This is a genomic window from Amycolatopsis sp. NBC_01286 (assembly GCF_035982555.1).
Classification (GTDB): Bacteria; Actinomycetota; Actinomycetes; order Mycobacteriales; family Pseudonocardiaceae; genus Amycolatopsis.
The window spans coordinates 9,786,730-9,810,028 of the sequence record NZ_CP108428.1; the positions used below are offsets into that span (position 1 = coordinate 9,786,730).

At 71.5% G+C, this 23,299-nt stretch carries 19 protein-coding genes and 1 pseudogene; 8 read left to right on the forward strand and 12 right to left on the reverse strand.

Annotated features, from left to right (window positions below; genetic code table 11):
• The first annotated feature begins 70 nt into the window (after positions 1 to 70).
• Positions 71 to 1,906, forward strand: a complete 1,836-nt coding sequence (locus OG570_RS44075; protein WP_326954624.1) for a SpoIIE family protein phosphatase — start codon at positions 71 to 73, stop codon at positions 1,904 to 1,906.
• A 126-nt stretch (positions 1,907 to 2,032) separates the two neighbouring features.
• A complete protein-coding gene (locus tag OG570_RS44080) occupies positions 2,033 to 2,389 on the forward strand; it encodes an STAS domain-containing protein (protein ID WP_326947955.1) in 357 nt (118 codons plus the stop codon).
• A gap of 8 nt (positions 2,390 to 2,397) precedes the next feature.
• On the opposite strand, the gene OG570_RS44085 is transcribed toward OG570_RS44080, so the two are convergent.
• From OG570_RS44085 to OG570_RS44095, 3 genes and pseudogenes are all read right to left on the reverse strand, one after another.
• Complete coding sequence (locus tag OG570_RS44085; RefSeq protein ID WP_326954625.1) at positions 2,398 to 4,815, reverse strand: phosphoketolase family protein; 2,418 nt, start codon at positions 4,813 to 4,815, stop codon at positions 2,398 to 2,400.
• Positions 4,816 to 4,850: 35 nt separating this feature from the next.
• Positions 4,851 to 5,455: pseudogene (locus OG570_RS44090) on the reverse strand (CBS domain-containing protein).
• A 64-nt stretch (positions 5,456 to 5,519) separates the two neighbouring features.
• The gene (locus tag OG570_RS44095; RefSeq protein ID WP_326954626.1) at positions 5,520 to 6,629 is read right to left on the reverse strand and encodes an acetate/propionate family kinase; all 1,110 of its coding nucleotides are present in this window, start codon (positions 6,627 to 6,629) and stop codon (positions 5,520 to 5,522) included.
• A 329-nt stretch (positions 6,630 to 6,958) separates the two neighbouring features.
• On the opposite strand from OG570_RS44095, the gene OG570_RS44100 reads away from it, so the two are divergent.
• Together OG570_RS44100 and OG570_RS44105 are read left to right on the forward strand one after the other, a co-directional pair.
• The gene (locus OG570_RS44100; protein WP_326954627.1) at positions 6,959 to 7,567 is read left to right on the forward strand and encodes a DoxX family membrane protein; all 609 of its coding nucleotides are present in this window, start codon (positions 6,959 to 6,961) and stop codon (positions 7,565 to 7,567) included.
• A 51-nt stretch (positions 7,568 to 7,618) separates the two neighbouring features.
• The gene (locus OG570_RS44105; RefSeq protein ID WP_326954628.1) at positions 7,619 to 8,299 is read left to right on the forward strand and encodes a CBS domain-containing protein; all 681 of its coding nucleotides are present in this window, start codon (positions 7,619 to 7,621) and stop codon (positions 8,297 to 8,299) included.
• Here the strand turns inward: OG570_RS44105 and mgtA are convergent.
• The 3 genes from mgtA to OG570_RS44120 form a co-directional block, all read right to left on the reverse strand.
• Positions 8,244 to 10,832 (reverse strand): magnesium-translocating P-type ATPase, encoded by a 2,589-nt coding sequence (mgtA, locus tag OG570_RS44110; RefSeq protein ID WP_326954629.1) that lies wholly within the window; start codon positions 10,830 to 10,832, stop codon positions 8,244 to 8,246. The genes OG570_RS44105 and mgtA overlap by 56 nt on opposite strands.
• Positions 10,833 to 11,214: 382 nt before the next feature.
• Complete coding sequence (locus tag OG570_RS44115) at positions 11,215 to 12,201, reverse strand: Acg family FMN-binding oxidoreductase (protein WP_326954630.1); 987 nt, start codon at positions 12,199 to 12,201, stop codon at positions 11,215 to 11,217.
• A 193-nt stretch (positions 12,202 to 12,394) separates the two neighbouring features.
• Positions 12,395 to 15,211 (reverse strand): PQQ-dependent sugar dehydrogenase, encoded by a 2,817-nt coding sequence (locus OG570_RS44120; RefSeq protein ID WP_326954631.1) that lies wholly within the window; start codon positions 15,209 to 15,211, stop codon positions 12,395 to 12,397.
• A 214-nt stretch (positions 15,212 to 15,425) separates the two neighbouring features.
• On the opposite strand from OG570_RS44120, the gene OG570_RS44125 reads away from it, so the two are divergent.
• A complete protein-coding gene (locus OG570_RS44125; RefSeq protein ID WP_326954632.1) occupies positions 15,426 to 16,037 on the forward strand; it encodes a TetR/AcrR family transcriptional regulator in 612 nt (203 codons plus the stop codon).
• On the opposite strand, the gene OG570_RS44130 is transcribed toward OG570_RS44125, so the two are convergent.
• The 4 genes from OG570_RS44130 to OG570_RS44145 all read right to left on the reverse strand — a co-directional run bounded on the left by OG570_RS44130 (position 16,034) and on the right by OG570_RS44145 (position 18,616).
• The gene (locus tag OG570_RS44130; RefSeq protein WP_247049270.1) at positions 16,034 to 16,375 is read right to left on the reverse strand and encodes a UBP-type zinc finger domain-containing protein; all 342 of its coding nucleotides are present in this window, start codon (positions 16,373 to 16,375) and stop codon (positions 16,034 to 16,036) included. The genes OG570_RS44125 and OG570_RS44130 overlap by 4 nt on opposite strands.
• Positions 16,376 to 16,494: 119 nt before the next feature.
• Positions 16,495 to 16,779 carry a hypothetical protein gene (locus OG570_RS44135; RefSeq protein ID WP_326954633.1) on the reverse strand — a complete coding sequence of 95 codons (285 nt, stop codon included), beginning with the start codon at positions 16,777 to 16,779 and terminating at the stop codon, positions 16,495 to 16,497.
• Complete coding sequence (locus OG570_RS44140) at positions 16,776 to 17,576, reverse strand: toll/interleukin-1 receptor domain-containing protein (protein ID WP_326954634.1); 801 nt, start codon at positions 17,574 to 17,576, stop codon at positions 16,776 to 16,778. The genes OG570_RS44135 and OG570_RS44140 overlap by 4 nt, the downstream gene beginning before the upstream one ends.
• A 38-nt stretch (positions 17,577 to 17,614) precedes the next feature.
• Positions 17,615 to 18,616: a helix-turn-helix transcriptional regulator gene (locus tag OG570_RS44145; RefSeq protein WP_326954635.1), complete on the reverse strand. Its 1,002-nt coding sequence runs from the start codon at positions 18,614 to 18,616 to the stop codon at positions 17,615 to 17,617.
• Between the two features lie 111 nt (positions 18,617 to 18,727).
• Between OG570_RS44145 and OG570_RS44150 the strand changes: the two genes are divergently transcribed.
• Positions 18,728 to 19,186, forward strand: a complete 459-nt coding sequence (locus tag OG570_RS44150; RefSeq protein WP_326954636.1) for a nucleoside deaminase — start codon at positions 18,728 to 18,730, stop codon at positions 19,184 to 19,186.
• Positions 19,187 to 19,221: 35 nt separating this feature from the next.
• Positions 19,222 to 20,184: an isopenicillin N synthase family dioxygenase gene (locus OG570_RS44155; protein ID WP_247049267.1), complete on the forward strand. Its 963-nt coding sequence runs from the start codon at positions 19,222 to 19,224 to the stop codon at positions 20,182 to 20,184.
• On the opposite strand, the gene OG570_RS44160 is transcribed toward OG570_RS44155, so the two are convergent.
• Together OG570_RS44160 and OG570_RS44165 are read right to left on the reverse strand one after the other, a co-directional pair.
• Positions 20,181 to 20,735 carry a dihydrofolate reductase family protein gene (locus tag OG570_RS44160; RefSeq protein ID WP_326954637.1) on the reverse strand — a complete coding sequence of 185 codons (555 nt, stop codon included), beginning with the start codon at positions 20,733 to 20,735 and terminating at the stop codon, positions 20,181 to 20,183. The two genes, OG570_RS44155 and OG570_RS44160, sit on opposite strands and share 4 nt — an antisense overlap.
• Before the next feature lie 66 nt (positions 20,736 to 20,801).
• A complete protein-coding gene (locus tag OG570_RS44165) occupies positions 20,802 to 22,073 on the reverse strand; it encodes a GGDEF domain-containing protein (RefSeq protein ID WP_326954638.1) in 1,272 nt (423 codons plus the stop codon).
• A gap of 238 nt (positions 22,074 to 22,311) precedes the next feature.
• Between OG570_RS44165 and OG570_RS44170 the strand changes: the two genes are divergently transcribed.
• On the forward strand, positions 22,312 to 23,271 hold the full coding sequence (locus tag OG570_RS44170; RefSeq protein WP_326947941.1) for a chitinase: 960 nt from the start codon (positions 22,312 to 22,314) through the stop codon (positions 23,269 to 23,271).
• Positions 23,272 to 23,299: the final 28 nt, after the last annotated feature.

Sequence of the window (23,299 nt, forward strand, 5' to 3'; positions counted from 1 at the left end):
CCTCGGTTGGGTATTTGGTCCTCGTCACGGCCCCACGAGCGAGGAAATCGACGGTGCAGGTGCTGCTGCGATGACCGAAGACGACGACGCCCACGCGCCGCTGGCCGATCCCGGCCGGCTGGCCGCGCTGGCCGAAACCGGGCTGGGCAACGAATCCGACGCGGCGCTCGACGCGCTGGCCGAACGCGCGCGCCAGCGCGTCGGCGCCCCCGTGGCGCTGGTCTCCCTGGTCACGGACCGGGAGCAGGTCTTCCCGGGCCTGGCGGGACTCGGCGAGCCGTGGGCGCACACCCGCCGCACGCCGCTCTCGGCGTCGCTGTGCCGGCACGAGGTGGTGACCGGTGCGCCGCTGATCATCGAAGACGGCGCCCTCGACCCGCGGTCGCGCGACAACCCGGTGGTCACCGACATCGGCATCGGCGCCTACGCCGGGATCCCGGTCACCGACGCCGCCGGCCGCGTCCTGGGCAGCCTGTGCGTCATCGACCACCAGCCCCGCCGGTGGCGCGAGGACGAGCTGGCCGTGCTGGCCGACCTCGCCCACAGCTGCTCCCTCGAGCTGCGGCTGCGCATCGCCACCCGGGACGCCCACCAGGAACGCGCCCGCACCGACACCGCCGAAGCCATGCTGCGCGTGGCGTTCACCCGCTCCCAGCTGCTGCTGACCGCGTCCCAGGCCCTCGCCCACGCCGACGACATCTCGCAACTGCGCGAGATCGTCACCGACCTGGTCTCCGGCGACCTGAAGCCGGCCTACGTCGGGCTCACGCTCACCGAAAGCGACGGTGACCTGCACCGCATCGACGACCCCCTGCAGGCGCTCGGCCCCGAGTCCGGCGACGCGTTCTCCCACGTCGAGGACGACACCCCGATCGCGCTCACCGCCCGCGAAGGGAACCTGCAGCTCTACCCCGACCCCGAGGCCATCGCCGCCGCGTTCCCCGAGACGGCGCAACGCCGTTACGCCGAACTGGGCCTGCACGCGATCACCTGCGTCCCGCTGCCCGGCCCGGACGGCGTCGCCGGCGTCCTGCTCTTCGGCTGGGACACCCCGCACGACGTCGACGTCCACGAGCAGGCCGTGATCACCACCCTGGCCGGTTACGTCGGGCACACCCTGGAACGCGCCCGCTTCGTGGAAGACCGCGTCACCGTCGCGCGCGAGCTGCAGGAAGCCATGCTGACCCGGCTACCGGACCTGGCCGGCGTGCGGCTGGCCGCCCGCTACCTGCCCGTCGGGCGGCACGAGCAGGTCGGCGGCGACTGGTACGACGCCATCGACCTCAACGCCGTCGACGGCGCCGACCGCGACGCCGTCGCGCTGGCCGTCGGCGACATCACCGGCCACGACATCCACGCCGCCACCCTGATGGGCCAGGTCCGCAGCATGGGCCGGCAGGCGACCTGGGAGCGTCCCACCGGGGCGCCCTCGGCCATTCTCGCCGCGACCGAGCAGGCCTGCGTCGCCACCGGGGTCCGCGCGACCGGCACCGTGCTGCAGGCCCACCTGCGCCCCGACGCCGGCGACCGCTGGCTGATGCGCTGGGCCAGCGCCGGGCACCTCCCGCCGGTCGTGCGCCACCCCGACGGCTCCACGACGGTCCTGACCGGCGTCGACCTCATGTTCGGCTACCCCGAGCTGCGTGAGGTCCCGCTCACCGATCGCCAGGTGCGGCTGGCGCCGGGAGACACCGTCGTGCTCTACACCGACGGCCTGGTCGAACGCCGCGGGAGCGACCTGGACATCGGCATCCGCCGGCTGCGGGACACCGTCGCCGCGCTGGACCCCACCGACACGGCCCGGTTCGTCGACGACACCATCCGCCGCATGCTGGGCCAGGGGACCCCGCACGACGACGACGTCGTCGTGCTCGCCGCCCACCTCCCCGCCACCGATCGGCGGTGACCGGCCGCGCGCAGTACCGTCGAGTCATGTGGTGACACGCCCTTGCCGGGGAGATCGCCATCCCGCTCGTCTCGCGGACCGCGCACCGCCGGTCATCGCCTCCCCGGCCTGGAACGAGGTCCGTCCGTGACCGCCCCGGTTTTTCTCGGCTCGATCACCTTGCTCGACGGAGCCGTCGTGCTCGCCTTCACCGGCGAACTCGACCTGGCGACCGCACCCGAAGCCCGCACCATCGCCGCGCAGGCGCACGAGAAAGCCGCCGCCGAGGCGGGCAAGAGGCTCGTGATCGACCTGCGCGCGGTCACCTTCCTCGCGTCCGTCGGCCTGGAGCTGCTCGCCGACCACCGCAGCCGGGCCGAGCACACCGGCGTCACGATCGCCCTGGTCGCCACCACGCGGACGGTCACCCGGGTGCTCGAGGTGACCGGCCTCGACGCCCGGTTCACCACCTATGCCGACGTCGAGACCGCGGTCGCCGGCTAGAAGCTGTCTTAGTCAGTCCAGGTCCAGTCCCGGATCTCCGGCATGTCCTCCAGGTGCTCCCGGATGTAGCCGTGGTGGCGGGCGAGCATGGTGTGGCAGTGCTCGGCCAGCGCCGCGCCGCCTTCGGGCACCCGGCGCGACCTGCGCAGGGCCTCGAGGACGAGGTGGTAGCGGCTCATCCGGTTGAGCACGACCATGTCGAACGGCGTCGTGGTGCTGCCCTGCTCGGTGTACCCGCGGACGTGGAAACGGCCGGGGTCGGGGCGGCCGTGCAGCAGCTGGTGCACGGCCCGGGGATAACCGTGGAAGGCGAACACGACGTCGGCGGTGGCGGTGAACAGCCGCTGGAACTTGCGCTCGCTGAAGCCGTGCGGGTGGTCCCCCGGCGGGAGCAGACCCATCAGGTCGACCACGTTGACCACCCGCACCCGCAGGTAGGGGACGTAGTCGCGGAGCAGCCGGGCGGCGGCCAGGAGCTCCAGCGTCGGCACGTCACCGGCGGCGGCGAGCACGATGTCGGGTTCGCCGTCGGGTGTCTCGGTGCCCGCCCAGTCCCAAGTGGACGCTCCGGCGGCGCAGTGCGCGGCCGCGTCCTCGATTTCCAGGTACTGCAGGTGTTCCTGCTTGTCGGCGACGATCAGGTTGACGTGATCACGGCTGCGCAGGCAGTGGTCCGCGATCGACAGCGTGGTGTTGGCGTCCGGCGGGAACCAGACGCGCACGACGCCGGGCGCGAGCGGGATGGCGATGTCGATCAGGCCCGGTCCCTGGTGCGAGAACCCGTTGTTGTCGTTGCGCCAGCAGGTCGAGGTCAGCAGCACGTTGAGCGACGCGACCGAGCGTCGCCACGGCAGGTCCGCGGCGTGCTGCAGCCACTTGGCGTGCTGGACCAGCATCGACGCCGACACCATCGCGAACGCTTCGTAGGTCGCGAACAGCCCGTGCCGGCCCGAGAGCAGGTAGCCCTCCAGCCAGCCCTGGCACAGGTGCTCCGAGAGCACCTCCATGACGCGGCCCTCGGGTGAGAGGTGGTCGTCGGTGGTGAGGATCGGCGCCTGCAGGCAGCGGTCGGTGGCCTCGAAGACGGCGGCGAGCCGGTTGCTGGCCGTCTCGTCCGGGCAGAACAGCCGGAACGTGCCGCCGCCGTCGGACTCCCGGGTGCTGCCGCGGTAGACGTCGCGCAGCAGCTCGCCGAACGGGCGGGTGTTGCCGTGGTGCACGACGCCGGGCGCCGGCACGGACACCGCGTACGGCTCCAGGGCGGGGATGTCGAGCCGCGTCAGCAGCCGGCCGCCGTTGGCGTACGGGCTGGCGGACATCCGCTTGTCCCCGGCCGGGGCGAGCGCGGCCAGCTCCGGGACGAGCCGGCCGCCGGCGTCGAACAGGCTTTCCGGGGCGTAGGACCGCAGCCACCGCTCCAGCAGCCGCAGGTGCCCGGCGTTCTCGCGGACCTCCGTCAACGGCACCTGGTGCGCCCGGAAGGTGCCTTCGATCGCGACGCCGTCGACGACGTCCGGGCCGGTCCAGCCCTTCGGCGTGCGCAGGACGATCGCCGGCCAGCGGACGGGGTGGAACGGCTCGGGCGCGCCGGCGCGCGCCCGCCGCTGGTTGTCCCGGATCCGGTCGTGGGCGGCGGCGAGGGCGGCGTGCAGTTCGGTGAACACCGCGGCGGGCTCGTCACCGGACACGAGGACCGGGTCCCAGCCCTGCGCGGTGAGCAGCCCGAGGACGTCGGCGTCGTCCGCCCGGCCGAGCACGGTCGGGCCGGCGATCTTGTAGCCGTTGAGGTGCAGGATCGGCAGGACGGCGCCGTCGCGGCGGGCGTTGAGGAACGCGGGGAGCTTCCAGGACCCCGCCAGGGGCCCGGTTTCCGCTTCGCCGTCCCCGATCACGCAGGCGACGACGAGGTCCGGGTGGTCGAACGCGGCCCCCGCGGCGTGGGCGAGGGCGTACCCGAGCTCGCCGCCTTCGTGGATGCTGCCGGGCGTCTGGACGCCGACGTGGCTCGGCACGCCGCCCGGGGTGGAGAACTGCCGCACCAGCCGGGTCAGCCCGGCGATGTCGGCCGAGACGCCGGGGTAGACCTCGCCGTAGGTGCCTTCGAGGTAGGCGTTCGCGAGCAGAGCGGGCCCGCCGTGGCCCGGGCCGGCGATGTAGACGCAGTCGGCGCCGGTGTCGCGGATGAGCCGGTTGAGCAGGGTGTAGATCATGGACAGCCCCGGGCTGGTGCCCCAGTGCCCGAGCAGCCGCGGCTTGATGTCCGCCGCCGAGAGCGGCACCCGCAGCAACGGGTTGTCCTGCAGGTAGATCTGGGCGACGGTCAGGTAGTTCGCCGCGGCCCACCACCTCAGGTCCAGGGCCCGGTCGTGCTCGCCGTAGGGCGAGGTCGTGGTCGTGGTGCCGGTCAGGGTCGTGGTCTGCTGCATCGCCGTGGCCTTCCGGAGGCGGATCGGGCCGGCTCTCAGCCGGTCGTGCCGGTGACGCGGACCGCGGTGACCCCCGGCACCGCCTGGGCCAGCACGGTCGCGACGTGCCGATCGGTCTCGTCGTCGAACGCGTCCACGACCTCGACCGCGCCGTCGTGCACTTCGACGGTCCAGCGTCGCGGGCGCCGTAGATCGACAGCTGGTGGCGGACGTCCGCCGAGATGACCGTGTCGTCGCGAGCGAGCGCCCGGACCAGGTCGCGCCGGGTGACGACGCCGACGACGCGGGCGCCGTCGACGATCGGCATGCTGCGGATCCGGTCCTCGAGCAGGACCCGCACCAGGTCGACGACGTCGGTGCCCGCGTCCATCCCGACGGCCGGGGTGGTCATCACCCCGCCCACGGTCCCGGACGGCGGGGCGGCCGGGCGCTCGTCCGGGCCGGCGCGGTACCGCGCGTCGTGCGGGAACCGGTCCCGCACGAGGTCCGCCTCGGTCACCACGCCGACGAGCCCGCCGTCGCCGCCGAGGACCGGGAGCGCGGTGAAACCGTGCGCGGACAACAGGTTCGCGGCGTACTTCACCGTCATCTCCGGGGTCACCGTGACGACGGGGCTGCTCATGATGTCTCGTGCCTGCATCGAAGTCCTCTTCCGTCGGTCCTGACGCTAGGCGCGCGCCCGCCGGGTGCGCTGCGGCCGTTCGTCACCGATCGCGAGGACCTCCGGCTCCCGCGGTCCGGGCGGCCAGCGCGAGAGTGGTCTGCCGGGCGATCTCCAGGTCCTCGCGCGCGGTCACGACCAGCACCCGCGCGGGGGCGTAGGCGTCGCTGACCAGCCGGTCGCCGTCGCCGGCCAGCCGCGCGGGGTCGACCCGCACCCCGAAGACGCCCAGCTCCCCGCACAGCTCGGCCAGCAGCGCCGGCTGGTGTTCCGCGACGCCGCCGGTGAACACCAGCGCGTCCAGGCGGTCGAGCGACGCCACCACCGCGCCGATCTCCCGGCGCAGCCGGTGCAGGTAGACCGCGATCGCGGCGCGGGCGTCCGGGTCGCCGTTCTCGCGCGCGGCCAGCACGTCCCGCACGTCGCCGCCGGTGCCGGTCATCCCGGCCAGGCCGCTGCCGCGCTCCAGCACGTCGTTCAGGCCGGCCGCGTCGGTGACACCGGTGCGCAGCAGGTACAGGAGCAGGCCCGGGTCGACGCTGCCGGAGCGGGTCGCCATGACCGCCCCTTCGAGCGGGGTGAAACCCATCGACGTGTCGACGCCGCGGCCGTCGCGGACGGCCGTCACGGAGACGCCGGAACCGATGTGGCAGCAGACCAGGTGCAGCGCGGCGGGTTCCCGGTCGAGCAGCTCGGCGGCGCGCCGCACGGCGTACGCGCAGGAGAGGCCGTGGAAGCCGTAGCGCCGCAGACCGTGTTCGCGGACCCAGTTCCTCGGCAGTGCGTACCGCGCCGCGGGTTCCGGCATCAGGGCGTGGAAGGCGGTGTCGAAGCACGCGTAAACGGGCCCGGTGACGATCTCGGCGACCACCGCGGCCAGTTCCAGCGACAACGGCTGGTGCAACGGCGCCAGCGGGGTCAACGCGGTCAGCCGCGCGGTCTCCGCGTCATCCAGCAGCACCGGGTCGGTGCTCGAACCGCCGTGCACGAACCGCACACCCGCAGCGTCGATCGGCTGCCGGCGGGCCACCAGGTCCGCCAGGGGCTGCCGGGCCTCGGCGGCGCCGACTGTGACCTGGCCGACTTCCCGGCCGTCGTCGACGACCGACAGCTTGACGCTCGACGAGCCGGGATTCACCGTCAGGACCCGCATCGGGCACCGGCCTCCGCCCTGTGGAGCCGCATCGGCCCACCGCCCGCGACGCGATCCGTGCTCCGATGCGGTTCGGCGATCCCCGCGAGATCAACGGGTGCCATGGCGTGCCCCTCGGTCGGCTGGTCGTCGCGCCGGGGTCCGGGGCACTCCCCGGCAGCCTACGCGCTCGGCCGTCGCCGTCGAGCAGCTCGCGGCTCACGGCGTAGGCGACCGGAAGCGGGCCCGGGGCGAGGTACACCAAAGTCACCGCGATCCGGGGATTTCGGCACCATCGCCGGCCGAGACGCCGGCCCATGCTCGGTGCACCACCGAAAAAGGAGATCACGATGTCCGTCCAGGACCGCGGCCCGTCCCTGACCACCCCCTTCGTCCCCGACCAGCCGGAAACCCGGACAGCCGAACGGCGCCGGCCCACCTCCCCGGCTCGCGGCCCGGCGCTCGCCGTCCTGCGCATCGTGATGGGCCTGACGTTCCTCTGGGCCTTCCTCGACAAGCTGTTCGGACTGGGCTACTCCACCAGCCCGGCACAGGCCTGGATCAGCGGCGGCTCCCCGACCAAGGGATTCCTCGGCCACGTCCAAGTCGGCCCCATGCAGTCGACGCTGCGCGACTGGGCCGGCGCCGGCTGGGCCGACTGGCTGTTCATGCTCGCCCTGCTCGGCCTCGGCGTCGCCCTCCTGCTCGGAGTGGCCCTGCGCCCGGCCGCCGCCGCCGGCACCATCCTGCTCGCACTCATGTGGATCGCCGAATGGCCACTCGCCCAGGCCACCTCGGCCGGCACGGCCACCTCGTCGACCAACCCGCTGATCGACTACCACCTCGTCTACCTCGTCGTGCTCATCGCCCTGGCCGCCTTCGCCGCGGGTGACACCTGGGGCCTCGGCCACCGCTGGGCGAAACTGGACCTCGTCCGCCGCACCCCCTGGCTCCGCTGAAAAGTACGCGTCCGATCCACAAAGGACAGTCATCACAGCAGGAGGAAGACCATGCGCACCAGCACCACAGCAGGTCAGGTCATGACCCGGGACGTGCTCACCGCGACACCGGCCGCGCCGTTCAAAGACCTGGTCGCCGTGATCGTCACCGGCGGCGTCAGCGCCGTCCCGGTCGTAAGTCCGGAGGGCGGCTTGCTCGGCGTCGTCACCGAAGCGGACCTGCTGTGCCGGCAGGCGCACCAGGACGACCGGCTCGGCGCGGCGTGCCCGCACTTCGCCGGCCACCTGACGCGGGAGGACTGGCGGAAGGCGGCCGCGCGGACCGCGGCCACGCTGATGACCGCGGCCACGCCGACCACCACCCCGGGGGCCACCCTGCCGGAGGTCGCGCGGCTGCTCACGACGAGCGGGGTCCGCAGGCTGTTCGTGCTCGACGGCGAGCGCCTGGTGGGCGTCGTCGCGCGCCGGGACGTCCTGCGCACTTTCCTGCGCACGGACGAAGACCTGCGGGACGACGTCGACCGCACCGTGCTCGGCGACGCACTGCACGCGGACAGGAACGCCGTGCTCGCGAGCGTCGAGCGCGGCGTGGTCCTGCTGACCGGCCGGCTCGAGTACGAAGCCGACGTGGCCACCGCGGAACGGCTGGCGCTCGCCGTTCCCGGCGTCGTGGAGGTCAGGAACCGGATGGACTTCGTCTGGCAGGGTGGCCGGGCGGTTCCGCGGTGCTGAAGTAGGCGGCCCGGCGGCGCAGGTGCCGCCGGGGGCCGGCGGGCGGTGGCGTGGCGGTCGTCGTCCGCGCGGCCCGGTAGAAGATCCGCTTGCCCGCTTCGATCAGCACGAGGTACCCCAGCACCATCCCGGCCAGCGCCGCGAAGAACCCGCCGGGCAACGGCGAGAACCCGAGCGTGCCGGCCAGCGGCGTGGCCGGCAGCAGCGCGCCGACGGTGACGACGCCGAGGGCCCCCAGGGTCAGGGGCAGGCTGGGATGGCTGCGGAAGAACGGGATCCGCCGGGTGCGGATCGCGAAGATCACCAGCGTCTGGGTGGCCAGTGACTCGACGAACCAGCCCGAGCGGAACTGGTCCGGGCCGGAGTGGAACACCCACAGCATGACGCCGAAGGTGACGAAGTCGAACACGGAGCTGAGCGGGCCGAAGAAGATCATGAACCGGCGGATGAAGCCGATGTCCCAGTGGGACGGCCGGCGGAGCTGCTCCTCGTCGACGGTGTCGGTGGGGATGGCGAGCTGGCTGGTGTCGTAGAGCAGGTTGTTGAGCAGGATCTGCGACGGCAGCATCGGCAGGAACGTCAGGAACAGCGACGCGCCCGCGGCGGAGAACATGTTGCCGAAGTTGCTGGAGGTGCCCATCAGCACGTACTTGATGGTGTTGGCGAAGATCCGCCGCCCTTCGGTGACGCCGTCCGCGAGCACGTCGAGGTCCTTCTCGAGCAGGATCACGTCGGCGGCGTCCTTGGCGACGTCGGTGGCGGAGTCCACCGAGATGCCGACGTCGGCCGCGTGCAGGGCGAGCGCGTCGTTGACGCCGTCGCCGAGGAACGCCACCCCGCCGCCGCTGAGCCGCTGGACGCGCACGATGCGGGCCTTGTGCTCCGGGTTCACCCTGGCGAAGACCGTGGTGCGGGTGATCGCGTCGGCCAGCCCGGCGTCGTCGAGGCCGTCGAGGTCGGCCCCGGTCAGCGCGGCGCCGTCGCCGAGGCCCAGGTCGTGGCACACCTTCGCGGCGACCGCGGGGTTGTCGCCGGTGACGACCTTGACCGCGATGCCGAGCTCACCCAGCCGCCGCAGGGACCGCGCGGCGTCGTGCTTGGGCGGGTCGAGGAACACCAGGAACCCGAGCAGCGCCAGGCCGCGTTCGTCCGCGGGCGCCGGCGGCCGGCCGCCGGGGAACGGCCGCATGGCCACGGCGACGACCCGGTTGCCCGCGGCGAACTCGGCGTCCAGGGCGCGGCGCGCTTCGGGTGGGACGCCGGCGCAGCGGTCCAGCACGGTCTCCGGCGCGCCCTTGGTGACCAGGACGGTGTGGCCCGCCGGGTCGCGGACGACGACGGAGATCATCCGCCGCTCGTGGTCGAAGGGCAGCACCGCCAGCGTGGTGTAGCCGGCCAGCGCGGCTCGTTGCGCCACCGAGCCCGGCGACGCCCACAGCGCCCGGTCCAGCGGGTTGCCGCCGACGGCGGCGGCGTTCTCGGTGCAGAGCAGGCCCCAGCGCAGCACTTCGCCGGGATCGCCGCCGGCCGCCGGCACGGCCCGCATGTAGTCGACGCGGCCGAGGGTGAGGGTGCCGGTCTTGTCGGTGAACAGCACGTCGACGTTGCCCAGGTCCTCGATGCACACCAGCCGTTTGACGAGCACCTTGCGCCGGCTCATCCGCCGCGACCCGGCCGCGAGACTGGTCGACACGACCGCGGGCAGCAGCTGCGGGGTGATGCCGACCGCGATGGCGAGCGAGAACAGCAGCGCGTCGAGGATCGGCTTGTGCAGCACCACGTTGATCGCGAAGATCGACGTCGTCAGCGCGCCCGCGACGTACACCAGCAGCATCGAGAACTTCCGCAGCCCGACCTGGAACTCGGTGTCGAGCTGGTGGGTGCTCAGCCCGGCCGCGATCGCCCCGAACCCGGTGCGGGCACCGGTCGAGACCACGACGCCGGTGGCGCTGCCGGCGTGCACGACGGTGCCCATCAGCGCGCACCCGGACAGTTCGGCCAGCGCGGTGCCCGCGGCCACGGCCGCCGTGCTCTTGTCCAGGGGCAGCGACTCCCCCGTCAGCACCGACTCGTCGCACTCCAGGCCGGTGACCGACAGCAGCCGGACGTCGGCCGGGACGACGTCGCCGAGCTTCAGCTCGACGACGTCCCCGGGCACCAGCGCGGTGACGTCGACCGGCACGGGGTGGCCGTCGCGGATCGCCACGGTCTCGTGCCGGATCTGCGCGTGCAGTGCCTCCGCGGCCTTTTCCGCGCGGTACTCGTTCACGAACCCCAGGCCGACCGAAACCGCGACGATCACCCCGATGATCACCGCGTCACTGCGCTCGCCGACGAAGTACGACGCGACGGCGGCGACCATCAGCAGGACCAGCAACGGCGAGCGCAGCTGGTGCCACAGCACCGGGACCAGCCGCGCCCGGTGCGACGACACCGCGTTCGGCCCGTACCGCGCCGACCGTTCGGCGACCTCGCCGGCGCTCAGCCCGTCGACCGTGACACCGAGCGCGGCCAGGACCGCTTCACCGGTCAAGGCCGCGGCGTGGGTGACGTCGATGGCCGGCGCGGCCGGCCGGGCGGGCGGGCGCCTCGGCGGTCATCCGCCGCGCGCCCGGTGCGACGGCGGCGTGCTGGTGGTGCGAAGGGACATGGGTGCCTCGGCGTTCGCGAGCGGGATGCGGGGTCGGTGACGAACGGCGCCGGGGTCCGAGGCACTGGGAAATGTCTGCCGGCCGACGACGGGAAGCCGCGACCACGCAGAACCACGATCAGTGTAGGCCTCCGGGAGCTGCTCGGGGGTTTCCGGTCGACGACCACGAGGTCGTCCGCCGTCTCGCAGGCACGCTCCGCTGGGCTGGGCCCCGCCGGCCGGGAGCACGGCCACCGTCCGAAATGGACAGTAGTCGTCCTTCCCTTCACCTGGTGAGAACATCCGGCGTGGCACGGCGGGTCAGCACGTCGGCCACCGAACGCCGCGCCGTCGTCGCCGTCGGCTGGCCGTAGCCGACGCGCAGCAGCGTGTGGGCCTGCCCGAGCCCGTCGAAGATCCGGTCGAGCGCGTCCCGGGTCTGCGGTGTCTCGAACGGCTGGGACAGGAACGAGGTCGCCAACCCGGCCGCGGTGGCGGTGAGCAGCACGTGCTGCATCGCCATCCCGGCCCGGACCTCGGCGTCCGGCCCGCGGTCCCGGGTGAGGACGGCGGCCAGCACCGGATCCTGCTCGAATTCGCGCGGCGGCAGCGCGGGGTTGGCGTGCGAGGCACGCAGCGACACCGCCCTGGTCCCGTACGGCGGCGGCCCGGTCGCGATCGTCGGCACGCCGTCCGGGGCCCGGGCGTCGTGCCGCAGCCACGACGCGGTCTCGGCCCGGAAGGCGGGATCGTTCTCCTGCAACGCTTCGGCGCGACGCACGAGCGCCGTCACCGTCGAGTAGCGCCCGGACGTGTCGAGGTACTCCACCTGCCCGCCTTCCTGGAGCGCGGCGGACTTGAGCGCGACGCGGGTGGCGGGCGGCACCAGCCGCGCCTCGAACGGCCGGCGGTTGGTGTGCCGCCGGAACACGGCCTCGGCGAGATCGCGGTCGGACCGCGTGCTCTTCCGGTTGCCGTCGAGCCGGAGCACCGCGAGCAGATCGGGTTCACCCGGCTCCGGGATCGTCCGGACGACGGTCGCGAGACCGGCCGCCCGCAGGCTGACGACCGCGTTGAACGCGGCCGCGCCACAGGACAACCGCGCTTCCCGGGCGAGCGGATCGGCCACCCCGAGCACCCGCGCGCGGTCCAGCCACACCTGGATCGTCTCGCCGTCGAGGACGAACCGCCACGGCTGGGAGTTGTGCGGTGACGGTGCGCGGACGGCCGAGGCCAGGGCCTGCTCGAACATCATCGGGTGCGGTCGGCTCATCACGGGCTCCGGACGTCAGGGATCGATACCACCCGAGCGTCCCCGACGGCGACCATCCCGCGCGTCGGCCGTTGGTCACCGGAGTCCGGGACCTAAGACCTCCAGGCTCCGTCGACGAGCCGGCAGCCGTGGCTGCCCGTCGCCGTGCGGCGGGCCGGCTCCGGAAGTTCCGGAGCCGGCCCGCCCGGCCCGGTCACCAGGGGCGGTCGACCGCCCCGCCCGCGAGGGTGAACGTGATGTAGCCGCCCTGGAAGTCGCTGCGGTACACCCCGTTCACCACGTACTCGTCGGTCTTCGGGTAGTGCAGGTAGGAGTTCTCCCACCCGAGCGCCGCCCAGCGCTTGCGGATCTCGCCCTTCACCGCGTGCGCACCCGTGGCCACCGTGTAGTAGATCGAGTGGCCGAGGCTGAAGTGGTTGTACCGGCCGCGGCCGTCCGGCGTGCCGAGCTCGTCGGTCGTCGGGTAGCCGAGGCCGCGCTCGTAGTCGAGCGCCGCGAACTTCTTGCGGATCTCCCCGTAGAGGGCGTGCGCACCGGTGTTGACCGTGTAGTAGATCGAACCGATGTTCCCGCCGTTGAGGAAGTGGTTGTACCGGCCGACACCGTCCGGAGTGGACAGTTCGTCGGTCGTCGGGTAGCCGATGCCGCGTTCCCAGCCCAGCGCCTGCCACTTGTCGCGGATCAGGCCCTTGATCAGGTGCGCCCCGGTGGCCGGGGTGGAATAGATCGAAGACCAGGCCGTGAAGTGGTTGTAGGTGCCGACGCCGTCCGGCGCGACCGTGGTGTCGTTCTCCGGAGCCCCGAGCGCGTTGATGCCCCCGAGCGCGAGGTACTTGGCCAGGATCGGCGCGGTGACGTACTTCGCGCCGGTCGCCGCGCTCCAGTAGAGGTTGCCGTTGGCGTAGGCCCGGTAGTGGACCGCACCGTCGGTGACCTCGGTGCCGGTCGGTGCGCCGAGCTTCGTCCGCAACGCCGCGTCCGCGTCGTAACGCTGGTCGATCGGCGTCGCGTAGTTCGCCGTCAGCGTCATGTCACCCGCGCCGACCGTGACGATCCACGTGGTGTCCGCCGGACCGCCTTGCCAGCCGGTGAACTTCGAGACGCCGTCGATGCCCAGCGGAGCGGCTTCGACGTCGAAGCTGGCCCCCTCGGCGACCATCGCCGTGTTGACACCGCCCTCGACGGGGATGCTCAGCGCCGCGGGCTGCGTGCTGACCAAGGTGATCCGGTGCTCGCGGGGCCGCGCCACGTAGGTCTTCGCCGCGGTCACCCCGGCGCTGTCGGTCACCGTCGCGGTGAACTCCTGCCGCGAGTCCGGGTGCTCGGTGAACGGCAGCCCGAAACTCGCCCCCGTCCCACCGGCGCCGGGATGCGAGTGACAGGTCGCTTCGCTCGGGCAGTGCCGCACCGCCGACGTCCACGTGATCGGCAGCGCGCCGTCTTCGGCGTCGGTCGCGATGCCGCTCAGGCCGACCTGCTGGCCCACCGCGAACGTCGCGGTGTCGCCCGGTGTCGTCACGGTGAGCTGCGGGGTGTGGTTGCCCGGCGCGACCGCGACGGTGGTCGTCCCGGTCGCCCCCAGGGGATCCCGGACCGTGAGCTTCGCGGTGAACGACTCCGTGCCCGCCGCGTAGGTGTGGGTCACCTTCGGACCGGCGTCGGCCGCCGTCGTCCCGTCGCCGAAGTCCCAGTCGTACTTCAGCGGATCGTTGTCGTAGTCGACCGACGCGGAACCGTCGAAGGAGACCGTGCGCGTGTCCGGATCGGTGGTCGACGACGCAGCCGCCACCGGCGCGGTGTTGCCGGCCGTATAGGTCAGCCGCCGCAGGTTGCCGGACAGGATGTCCGCGAAGACGATGTCGCCGTTGACCGCGGCCGCGAACTTCGTCGGGCCACCGATGCCGGTGAAGACCGGCGGGTTCTGCGGAGCCTGCGTGAGCTTGCCCTGGTCGTCGTACCGCATCGTCCAGATCTTGTTCGTGACGTAGTCGCCGAAGAAGTAGGACCCGCGGTAGGCGGCCGGGTAACTCGATCCATTGTAGACGATGCCACCGGTGACGCTGTTGCCCTGCATCGCGCCGTTGCCGTGCTGGTACTCGAAGATCGGCGGCTGGTTCGCCACGCCGGCGCAACCCGCGAGACCGCTGTAGCCCGGCGTCGGGTGAGTCCCTTCCCAGCACGGCCAGCCCTGGTTGGCGCCGCGCTGGACGACGTCGACCTCTTCCCAGCTGTTCCAGCCGACGTCCCCGGCGACCGGCAGGCCGAGGTTCGGGTCGATGCTGAACCGGAACGGGTTGCGGAACCCGCGCGCGAACACCTTGCTCGCGGTCGAGCCCGGGTTGGCCGCGTCGTAGTACGGGTTCCCCGGCACCCCGTTGCCGTCGGGGGTGAAGTGGAGGATCTTGCCGTACGGCTGGTTGACGTCCTGGGACCGCAGCGCTCCCGGGTCCACCTTCGCGAAGTCGCCGTTGTCGCCGATGGACATCCAGAGCGTGCCGTCGGCGGCGGCGATGACGCCGTTGATGCCGTGGACGTCGTAGACGCCGGGCACCTCCAGCAGCGACTGCTCGCCGCTCAGCGCGGTGGGCGCGCCCGCGGTGTCCACGGTGACCGTGAACCGCGAAAGGCGCATGACGAAGCCGCTGCCGACGTTGAGCGACCGCGTCAGGTACACACTGCGCGAGGTCGCGTAGTCCGGCGCGACGGCCACGCCGACCAGGCCGAGGTCGCTGACGGAACGGGTCGGCAGCGTCGCGATCGTCCGGCCCGTCCCGGTCGCGGGCACCCAGCGCACCCGGCCGTCCTTGGCCGTGGCGAGGACGGAGCCGTCGGGCAGGTAGGTGAAGTCGGTCAGCTGGTACTGCCCGAGTCCGGTGTCGGTGTCCCGCAGGACGAAGCCCGACGGCAGAGCCGCCGCGGCCGCCGCCGTGGACATGACGGGCAGTAACGCCCCGGTCAGCACCACCGCCACCAAGGCGTGACGAAGTGCACGAAGCTTTCTCAAGGCCATTGCGAGTCCCTTCCAGGCAGTCGTCTATCGCCCGAACAGGGACGCCGGTTGCACCCGGTCGAGCGAATTGACCTTTTCGTGACCACCTGACCGAAGGGCCCACCAGGACGTATCACCGGAACCCGCTTGGCTAAGCGCTCGCTTACACTCGACACGACCGGGGTGCGCCGTCTGGTCCGTCACCCGTGGGTGTGGCGTCTGAGAGGATCACCCGATGACGATGTCCCTGTCGGCCGAGCTGTGGCCCGATGTGCAGCCCGAGACCGCTCGACGGCTGATGCTGGCGGGGGTCGAGGCGTTCGCCGAGCGCGGGTACCACGCCACGACGACCCGGGACATCGCCGGCGCCGCCGGGATGAGTCCCGCCGCGCTCTACGTGCACTTCCCGTCGAAGGCCGCGCTGCTGTTCGCGATCAGCCGCTACGGCCACGAGCAGACGCTCGCGCTGGTCGAGAACGTCGTCGCCAAGGTGTCCGACCCGGTCGAGCGGATCCGGCTGATCGTCGAGGACTTCGTCGCCTGGCACGCGCGGCGCCACACCGTGGCCCGGGTCGTGCAGTACGAGCTGCAGGCACTGCCCGAAGAGGAGTTCAAGGTGGTCGCCGAGCTGCGGCGCGGGATCGAGCGGATCGTGCGCGAGGTGATCACCGAAGGCGCCCGCGTCGGCGCGTTCACCGTGTCGGACCCGCACGTCGCGGCCCGGGCGGTGCTGTCGCTGGGTGTCGACGTCGCCCGCTGGTACAGCGAGCGCGCCCGCCAGACCCCGGCCGCGCTCGGCAAGGAGTACGGCAGCCTGGTGCTGCGGATGCTCGGGGTCTCGGCCTAGCCGTTCAGGTGCTGCTGCCAGTCGCCGGGCAGCCGGTCGGCCGGGCCGGGGATCGGCTGGTCCTCGGGGTGCGAGTCCGGGGCGGTCAGCTCGGGCCCCTCGCTGACCGTTTCGGTCTCGAAGTTCCAGAACCAGGACTCGCCGGGCTCGAAGCTCTGGATGTAGGGGTGCCCGGACGCCTTGAAGTGCGCGGTCGCGTGCTGCGACGGCGAGGTGTCGCAGCAGCCGACGTGCCCGCACTGCGCACACCGGCGCAGGTGCACCCACCACCCACCGGCGGCGTCGCACTCGAGGCAGCCCACCCCCGTTGGCGCGACCGACGGATCGATTCCAGGCACCGAACTCACAGTCACCCTCCGGGGTTGCCGACGACCACTCGTGACGAGCCTACTCAGCGTCGACGGCCTCCGCACGGAAGCGACAGATGTTCCAGTGACAGCGCACCGCCTGGAGGGCGTCAAGTGGTCGCATAACGTCTCATTGCTGCCATACAGATCGCATTCTGCTCAGCGTCCAGTTCGAGCGTCACGGTCACCTGGTGCTCGACGTGTTCACCAGCGGCGAGACGGTCAGTCCAAGTGTCCGCTTGCACAACAAAATCGGTTACGAATTCGCGCATCACCCGGATCGGCTGGTCTACGAGGCGAGCTTGCGCATCGGCAGCCTGCCTGAGGTTCTCATCGGATATCGTGGTGCCACGCAACTCCGCAGCCCAGTTCAGATACTCTTCATATACCTTCACGAAACGATCGGCAAGATGCAGAATTCGATCCGGGTCACCCGGCTCTCCCGGCAAGCCAAACGCGGCGTCCTGCGCTGGCGACGACAGGATTCGATCAAAGGAATTCGTGATTGACTCGAGCACTGCAAAGTTATTCCTGATGTACGAAAATGCATCACTATCTTCCAGCACAGCTCCATTTCTTCGAGAAACTCGAGAACATGGTCTCGATATTTCTCCTCCAGACTGGCGATGCCTTGCCGCAACGCGCCGGCATAGAGGAGATACTCCCACACACTGGGCCGTTCCGCGAGCAAGGAAGCGATGTCCTGGGCCGTCCTAGGCGCTCGACCACTGAAGGCAGATACTCTTACCTCTGCACCGGACGCTAATTTCCTGAAGAACAACTCGACAAGCTCGTCGATCCCCACCCGTCGAGCGTCGATGTACCCGATCGTCGAGTGCAGGCCGGGCAGGTCTGTGTCATCCAACCTGATCGGCAGAATGTAAGGAGAGTTCTGCTCGACCGCACACGCCTGAGCGCTCTGCCGCTCATGGGTCGGCCACTTCTTTTCTGCATAGTGTCTCGAAATAAACAAGGCAGCAAAACGTGCTCTTCGCGTATAAACAGCCCCCAGGGCGTCGACAAGATTTACGCCCCATAACTCGGCCTGCTGATCTTGGTCATAGAACACTTTGAATCCGCGGCCCTTCAGTCGACCAACCACCTCCTCGACATAGTCGCGATCTTCTCCCGCGAAAGACACCGCGATGTCGTAGTCGAAAGAGGGTGCGTCGTCCGGAGTGCACTCACCCATGTCCCACCTCTCAATGCACCGAGCACTCTATGCGTACATCACCGTTCGGAATCCGAGCCTTCGCCGTTACACACCGCGGATGAATGACCGACGGCGCGCGCGAAGCGGTCCGCGATCAGCCGGAGCCGCTCCACCAACCCCTCCGGCGCCTCCTCGACGACGAAGTCGTACCCCCACTGCGCCAGGTGGAACGGCACCACGTCCAGGTTGTTCGCCCCGGTCCGGACGCGGCAGCTGTGGTCGTCGATCGGCTCCACCACGCCGCTCGTGGGCGAGATGCGCGTCGAGACCTCCGACGCCGGGGCGGCCACCCGCACCACCAGCTGGTGCGGGTACGGCGTGGTCGAGATCGAGCGCGACACGTACGCCGCGATGTCCTCGGCCGGCGGCTCGCGCGGGGTGAAGCGGAAGCTCGCCGCCGGCTCGCCGGTGATCCGGTCGACGCGGAAGGTGCGCCAGTCCTGTTTGCCGAGGTCGAAGGCGACCAGGTACCAGCGCCGTCCGGTGTGGACCAGGCGCAGCGGCTCGACCGACCGCTCGGTCTCCGCGCCGGCGCGGTCGCCGTAGCCGAAGCGCAGGCGCTCGTGGTCCCGGCAGGCCGAAGCGATAACGGTGAGCACCCCGGCGTCGACCGTCGGGCCGCTGCCCGGCAGCGAGACCGTGGCCGCCCCCAAGGCGCCGACCCGCGGCCGCAGCCGGGCGGGCAGCACCTGCTCCAGCTTCGCCAGCGCGCGCACGGACGTCTCCTCGATGCCGCTGACCGTGCCGTTCGCCGCCGTGCGCAGGCCCACCGCCACCGCGACGGCCTCGTCGTCGTCCAGCAGCAACGGCGGCAGCGCGGCCCCGGCGCCGAGCCGGTAGCCGCCGGCGACCCCCGGCGTCGCGTGCACCGGGTAGCCGAGCGAGCGGAGCCGTTCGATGTCACGGCGGATCGTGCGGACGTCGACGTCCAGGCGCGACGCGAGGTCCGAACCAGGCCAGTCCCGCCGGGCCTGCAGCAGCGAAAGCAGCCTGAGCAGTCGCTCCGAAGTGCCGTACATGACACGCAGTGTGCCAGACATCGAGGACAGTTCCGGTCCTCGATCGGCCGGATGGTGCAGTCGGATGGTCAAACACTTGCCAGGCACGGCTCCGGGCGGTGAGAGTGGCGCATGCCGATCGACCCTGCCGCCCTGCTCGCCGTCGCCCGTGAGGAAGCCGAACTGGGCCGCGACGAGGGCGGCGTGCCGATCGGGGCCGCGTTGTTCGACGCCACCGGCACCCTGCTGGGCCGCGGGCACAACCGGCGCGTGCAGGACGGCGACCCGTCGACGCACGCCGAGACCGCGGCGTTCCGCGACGCCGGCCGCCGCCCCCACTACCGCGACACGATCATGGTCACCACGCTCTCACCGTGCTGGTACTGCTCCGGGCTCGTCCGTCAGTTCGGTATCGGGCGCGTGGTCATCGGCGAAGCCGAAACTTTCCACGGCGGGCACGACTGGCTGGCCAGTCTCGGCGTGGAGATCACCCTGCTCGACGACCCCGCTTGCACCGCGCTGATGACGGAGTTCATCGCCGCGCGCCCGGACCTGTGGTTCGAGGACATCGGGGTCGAAAAGTCCACATAGGACATTGCTTGGATATTTCTGTGCGAGGAGCACGTATGCCGTCATCCGTTCCGCTCGTGGATCTCTCGCCGTGGTTCACGGGCACGTCCGAGGGCCGGGCCGAGGTGGCCGAACAGGTCGACCGGGCCCTGCGGGAGTCCGGCTTCCTGCTGGTCACCGGGCACGGCGTGCCGGACGACCTGCGCGCCGGGGCCCGTGAGCAGGCGCAGCGGTTCTTCGCGCTGCCCGAGGACGTCAAGCAGCGCTACGCCGTCACCGTCGGCGGCCGCGGCTGGCTGCCGCCCGGCGTCGAGGCCAACGGCTACGCCGAGGGCACCGAAACCCCGCCCGACCTGAAGGAGTCCTTCTCGGCGGGCGCCGACCTCGGCGTCGGCGTGGCCGAGATCGACGGGTTCTGGTTCCAGCCCAACGTCTGGCCGGACGAGGTGCCCGGGCTCGCCGAGACAGCCACCGAGTACATGCGCCGGATGCGGGCGCTGTCGGACCACCTGCTGGAGATCTTCGCCGCGGCGCTCGGCCTGGCCGAGAGCCACTTCACGCGGCACACCGCGCACCCGACGTACACGTTCAACATCAACTGGTACCCGCCGATGACCCACGTCGGCGCCCCGGAGCCCGACCAGTTCCGGATCGGCCCGCACACCGACTTCGGCACGGTGACGGTGCTCGACCGCCAGGCGGGCGTCGGCGGCCTGCAGGTCTACACGGCCGACGGCGAGTGGGAGGACGCGCCGTACCATCCGGACGCGTTCACGGTGAACATCGGCGACCTGATGGCCCGCTGGACGGGCGACCGCTGGCGCTCGACCCGCCACCGCGTGCTGCCCCCGGCGCCGACGGCCCCGGACGAGGACCTGGTGTCCCTGGTCTTCTTCTACGAGACCGACCACGACGCGCGGATCACGTCGCTCGCGCCGCCGCTGGGCAAGCGGATCTACCCGGAAGTGATCGCGTCGGACTACCTGAAGGACAAGCTCGACGCGATCACCATGAGCTAGCCGGCCGGCGCGTAGATCAGCTCGAGGACCCCCGACGGGAAGGCCGTGCTCTTCACCAGGCGCAGGTTCAGCGGCGTGTCCAGCTCGGGGAACAGGGCCGCGCCCCGGCCCGTGGCGGCGGGCAGCACCCACAGGCGGTATTCATCGACGACGCCGAGCTTGATCAGCGAGTGCAGGAACTCGGTGCCGCCGGCGGCGACGAGGTCCTTGCCCGGCTCGGCCTTGAGCTTGGCGATCTCCGCCGCCGTGTCACCGCTCGCGATCCGGGTCTCGGGCCAGTCGTCGGCGGACTCCAGGGTGCGGGAGAACACGACCTTGGGGATCTCGTTCATGGCCTTGGCGGACGGGTGGTCCGAGGTGGGCCAGAACCCGGCCATGGCCTCGTAGGTGACGCGGCCCATCAGGAAGGCACCCGCCTCCCACAGCCCGTCGACGAAGTACTTCTCCTGCTCGGGATCGTCGACGCCCATCATGACGTCCCGGATCCCGTTGTCCGCGTCGGCGCTCTTGCCGTCGATCGAACAGTAGAACCCCAAGATCAGCTTCCGCATCAGGTGCCTCCTCGCGCGTGCTCTTCGTGCGAGACGGTAGGCAGCCCCGACGGGGACGGGTCCCCGCTACGCCGGATCCGCGCAGAACGTCCGGTTGCGCCCCGCGGCCTTCGCGCGCAGCAACGCCGCCTCCGCGGCCCGGAGCGCGTCGGCCAGCGGCTCGTCGGCCGCACAGCCCGCGACGCCGATCGACACCGTCACGCCGACGAACTGCGGGCCGTCGCCCGACGCCTTCAACGCCACCAGCGTCGAGGCGATCCGGAGCCGGATGCGCTCGGCGATCGCCATCGCGTCGAACCGGCCGGTGCCGGGCAGCAGAACCGCGAACTCCTCGCCGCCGGAGCGGCCCACGAGATCCGCGGCGCGGACCTCGTCGCGCAGGGTGTCGGCGACCGCGCGCAAAACGGCGTCGCCGATGCGGGCGCCGTAGCGGTCGTTGAGCTGGCGGAAGTGGTCGAGGTCGAGCAGCAACAGGGCCTGGCCGGGACCGTGCCGGCCGAGGCGCGTGACCTCGGCTTCGGCCGCGCCGCGCCACGACGCGGCGGTCAGCACGCCGGTGCCGGGATCGAGGGTGACGTGCTCGCGGCGGCCGCGGCCCAGGCCGCCGCGGTGCAGCACGACGGTGGCGCCGGCCAGGAACGGCACGAACAGCGGGGCGGCCAGCGCGGCCCAGCCGAACAGGACGCCGAACGCCGTCATCGCGGCGTCGAAGGCGTGCCCCGGGGCGGCGTCGCGGGGCGGGCGGGGGCCGTCGGCGGCGGTCACGAGCGCGGCGTTCACGGCGAGGAACGCCAGCCCGGCGAGGACGAGCAGGGCGACGGTGCGGGCGTCGAGGGTCGCGGCGAGCGGCTTGACCCCGGTCGCGGTGAGGAGCGCCCCGGCGACGAGTCCCGCCAGCGCGGTCGACGCGGCGCCGAACACCTGGCGGTACACGGGTCTTCTGCGGACCCGGAACCATTGGTGCAGCGCGGCGAGCACGACCAGCGCGACGGCGAGCCCCGGCCGGAGCACGACCACCCCGGCGAAGACCCACGGCGTGTCGACGCCGGGCCCGAGCAGCGTGTCCTCACGGTGGCGTTCCACCGGCCGCGACAGCTCCGCGGTGACCAGCATCCCGCCCGCGAGCAGGGCGAACGGCGGCAGCATCGAGGCGAGCGGCGGGAACCGGACGGCGGCGAGGGCCACGGCGGCGACGGCGAGCACGTCCACCACGACGACGAAACAGACCTGGGTCCGGCGGGGCAGGCGCCACAGCGCCCAGCGCTGCAGCGGCACGGCGAGCAGGGACCGGCCGGGTCGGCGTCCCCCGCCGGCTGCGACCGTGGAATCCCCCACCATTTCGGCAAACTAGCCGGAATGCCGCGCCCTGTCACTCCGCCTTCAGGGGAATCTCACCTCGCCGCGAATTCCGGGACGCACGGGAGCCGTGCGCGCACGGTGCGTCATATTTCCGACCGAAGAAGGGTTGACACGCCACATTGGTCTAGTCCACTGTGTGGTGGCACAGCGCTCCTCCCGGGATGATCCCGCCGCCTCAAACCGGAGGTGCTCCATCCTTTTTCGTTTGGAGGACCCCATGAAATCAGTGCGCCGTCTGGTGACCCTAGCGGTCGCCGCCGGAGCCGCGATGGCGACGGCGGTGGGCCTCGCCCCGCAGGCCATGGCCGCGGTCGACCCGGTGCTCGCTTCCCCGTACCTGTACCAGTGGGGCGGCCAGACCAGCCCCACCGCGGCGATGTCCGCGACCGGGGTGAAAGCGTTTACCCTCGCCTTCGTGCTGTCCGACGGGACGTGCAACCCCAAGTGGGACGGCAGCCGTTCGCTGACCGGCTCGGACAAGACGCTGATCACGAACATCCGCAACGCGGGCGGGGACGTCATCCCCTCCTTCGGCGGCTGGTCCGGCACCAAGCTCGGCTCGAAGTGCACGTCGGCTTCGGCGCTGGCGGGCGCGTACCAGAAGGTCATCGACGCCTACGGGCTCAAGGCGATCGACCTGGACATCGAGAACACCGACGAGTTCCAGAACAACACGGTGCAGGACCGCATCCTCAACGCGGTCAAGCTGACCAAGCAGGCCAACCCGAACCTGAAGGTCGTCATCACCATCGGCACCACGACGACCGGCCCCGACAGCTACGGCAAGCGCCTGATCAACCAGGCCAAGGCGATCGGCGCCCCGGTCGACGTCTGGTCGGTCATGCCGTTCGACTTCTCCAGCGGCGGTGACATGGCCGCCATGACGAAGTCCGCGGTCGACGGGCTGAAGAACCAGCTCAAGACGACGTTCGGCTACACCGACGACACGGCGTACCGGCACAGCGGCCTCTCCTCGATGAACGGCAAGACCGACAACGCGGGCGAGACGGTCACGGTCGCCAACTTCAACTCCATCCGCGGTTACGCGACGAGCCACCACCTGGGCCGCTTCACGTTCTGGGCCACCAACCGCGACTGCAGCGGCGGCGGCGAGTGCAGCGGAATCACCCAGGACAAGTACGCGTTCACCAAGATCGTCGCCGGTTACACCGGCTGACACAGCGCCCGTAGTGGGGCAGTCGAGG

What these genes read in the sequence shown, in the direction of transcription:
- OG570_RS44075 (WP_326954624.1), top strand. Translation starts at nt 71, where the DNA reads ATGACCGAAGACGACGACGCCCACGCGCCGCTGGCCGATCCCGGCCGG.
- OG570_RS44085 (WP_326954625.1), bottom strand. Translation starts at nt 4,815, where the DNA reads ATGCAGCAGACCACGACCCTGACCGGCACCACGACCACGACCTCGCCC.
- OG570_RS44095 (WP_326954626.1), bottom strand. Translation starts at nt 6,629, where the DNA reads ATGCGGGTCCTGACGGTGAATCCCGGCTCGTCGAGCGTCAAGCTGTCG.
- OG570_RS44100 (WP_326954627.1), top strand. Translation starts at nt 6,959, where the DNA reads ATGTCCGTCCAGGACCGCGGCCCGTCCCTGACCACCCCCTTCGTCCCC.
- OG570_RS44105 (WP_326954628.1), top strand. Translation starts at nt 7,619, where the DNA reads ATGCGCACCAGCACCACAGCAGGTCAGGTCATGACCCGGGACGTGCTC.
- OG570_RS44115 (WP_326954630.1), bottom strand. Translation starts at nt 12,201, where the DNA reads ATGAGCCGACCGCACCCGATGATGTTCGAGCAGGCCCTGGCCTCGGCC.
- OG570_RS44120 (WP_326954631.1), bottom strand. Translation starts at nt 15,211, where the DNA reads ATGGCCTTGAGAAAGCTTCGTGCACTTCGTCACGCCTTGGTGGCGGTG.
- OG570_RS44125 (WP_326954632.1), top strand. Translation starts at nt 15,426, where the DNA reads ATGACGATGTCCCTGTCGGCCGAGCTGTGGCCCGATGTGCAGCCCGAG.
- OG570_RS44140 (WP_326954634.1), bottom strand. Translation starts at nt 17,576, where the DNA reads ATGGGTGAGTGCACTCCGGACGACGCACCCTCTTTCGACTACGACATC.
- OG570_RS44145 (WP_326954635.1), bottom strand. Translation starts at nt 18,616, where the DNA reads ATGTACGGCACTTCGGAGCGACTGCTCAGGCTGCTTTCGCTGCTGCAG.
- OG570_RS44150 (WP_326954636.1), top strand. Translation starts at nt 18,728, where the DNA reads ATGCCGATCGACCCTGCCGCCCTGCTCGCCGTCGCCCGTGAGGAAGCC.
- OG570_RS44155 (WP_247049267.1), top strand. Translation starts at nt 19,222, where the DNA reads ATGCCGTCATCCGTTCCGCTCGTGGATCTCTCGCCGTGGTTCACGGGC.
- OG570_RS44160 (WP_326954637.1), bottom strand. Translation starts at nt 20,735, where the DNA reads ATGCGGAAGCTGATCTTGGGGTTCTACTGTTCGATCGACGGCAAGAGC.
- OG570_RS44165 (WP_326954638.1), bottom strand. Translation starts at nt 22,073, where the DNA reads ATGGTGGGGGATTCCACGGTCGCAGCCGGCGGGGGACGCCGACCCGGC.
- OG570_RS44170 (WP_326947941.1), top strand. Translation starts at nt 22,312, where the DNA reads ATGAAATCAGTGCGCCGTCTGGTGACCCTAGCGGTCGCCGCCGGAGCC.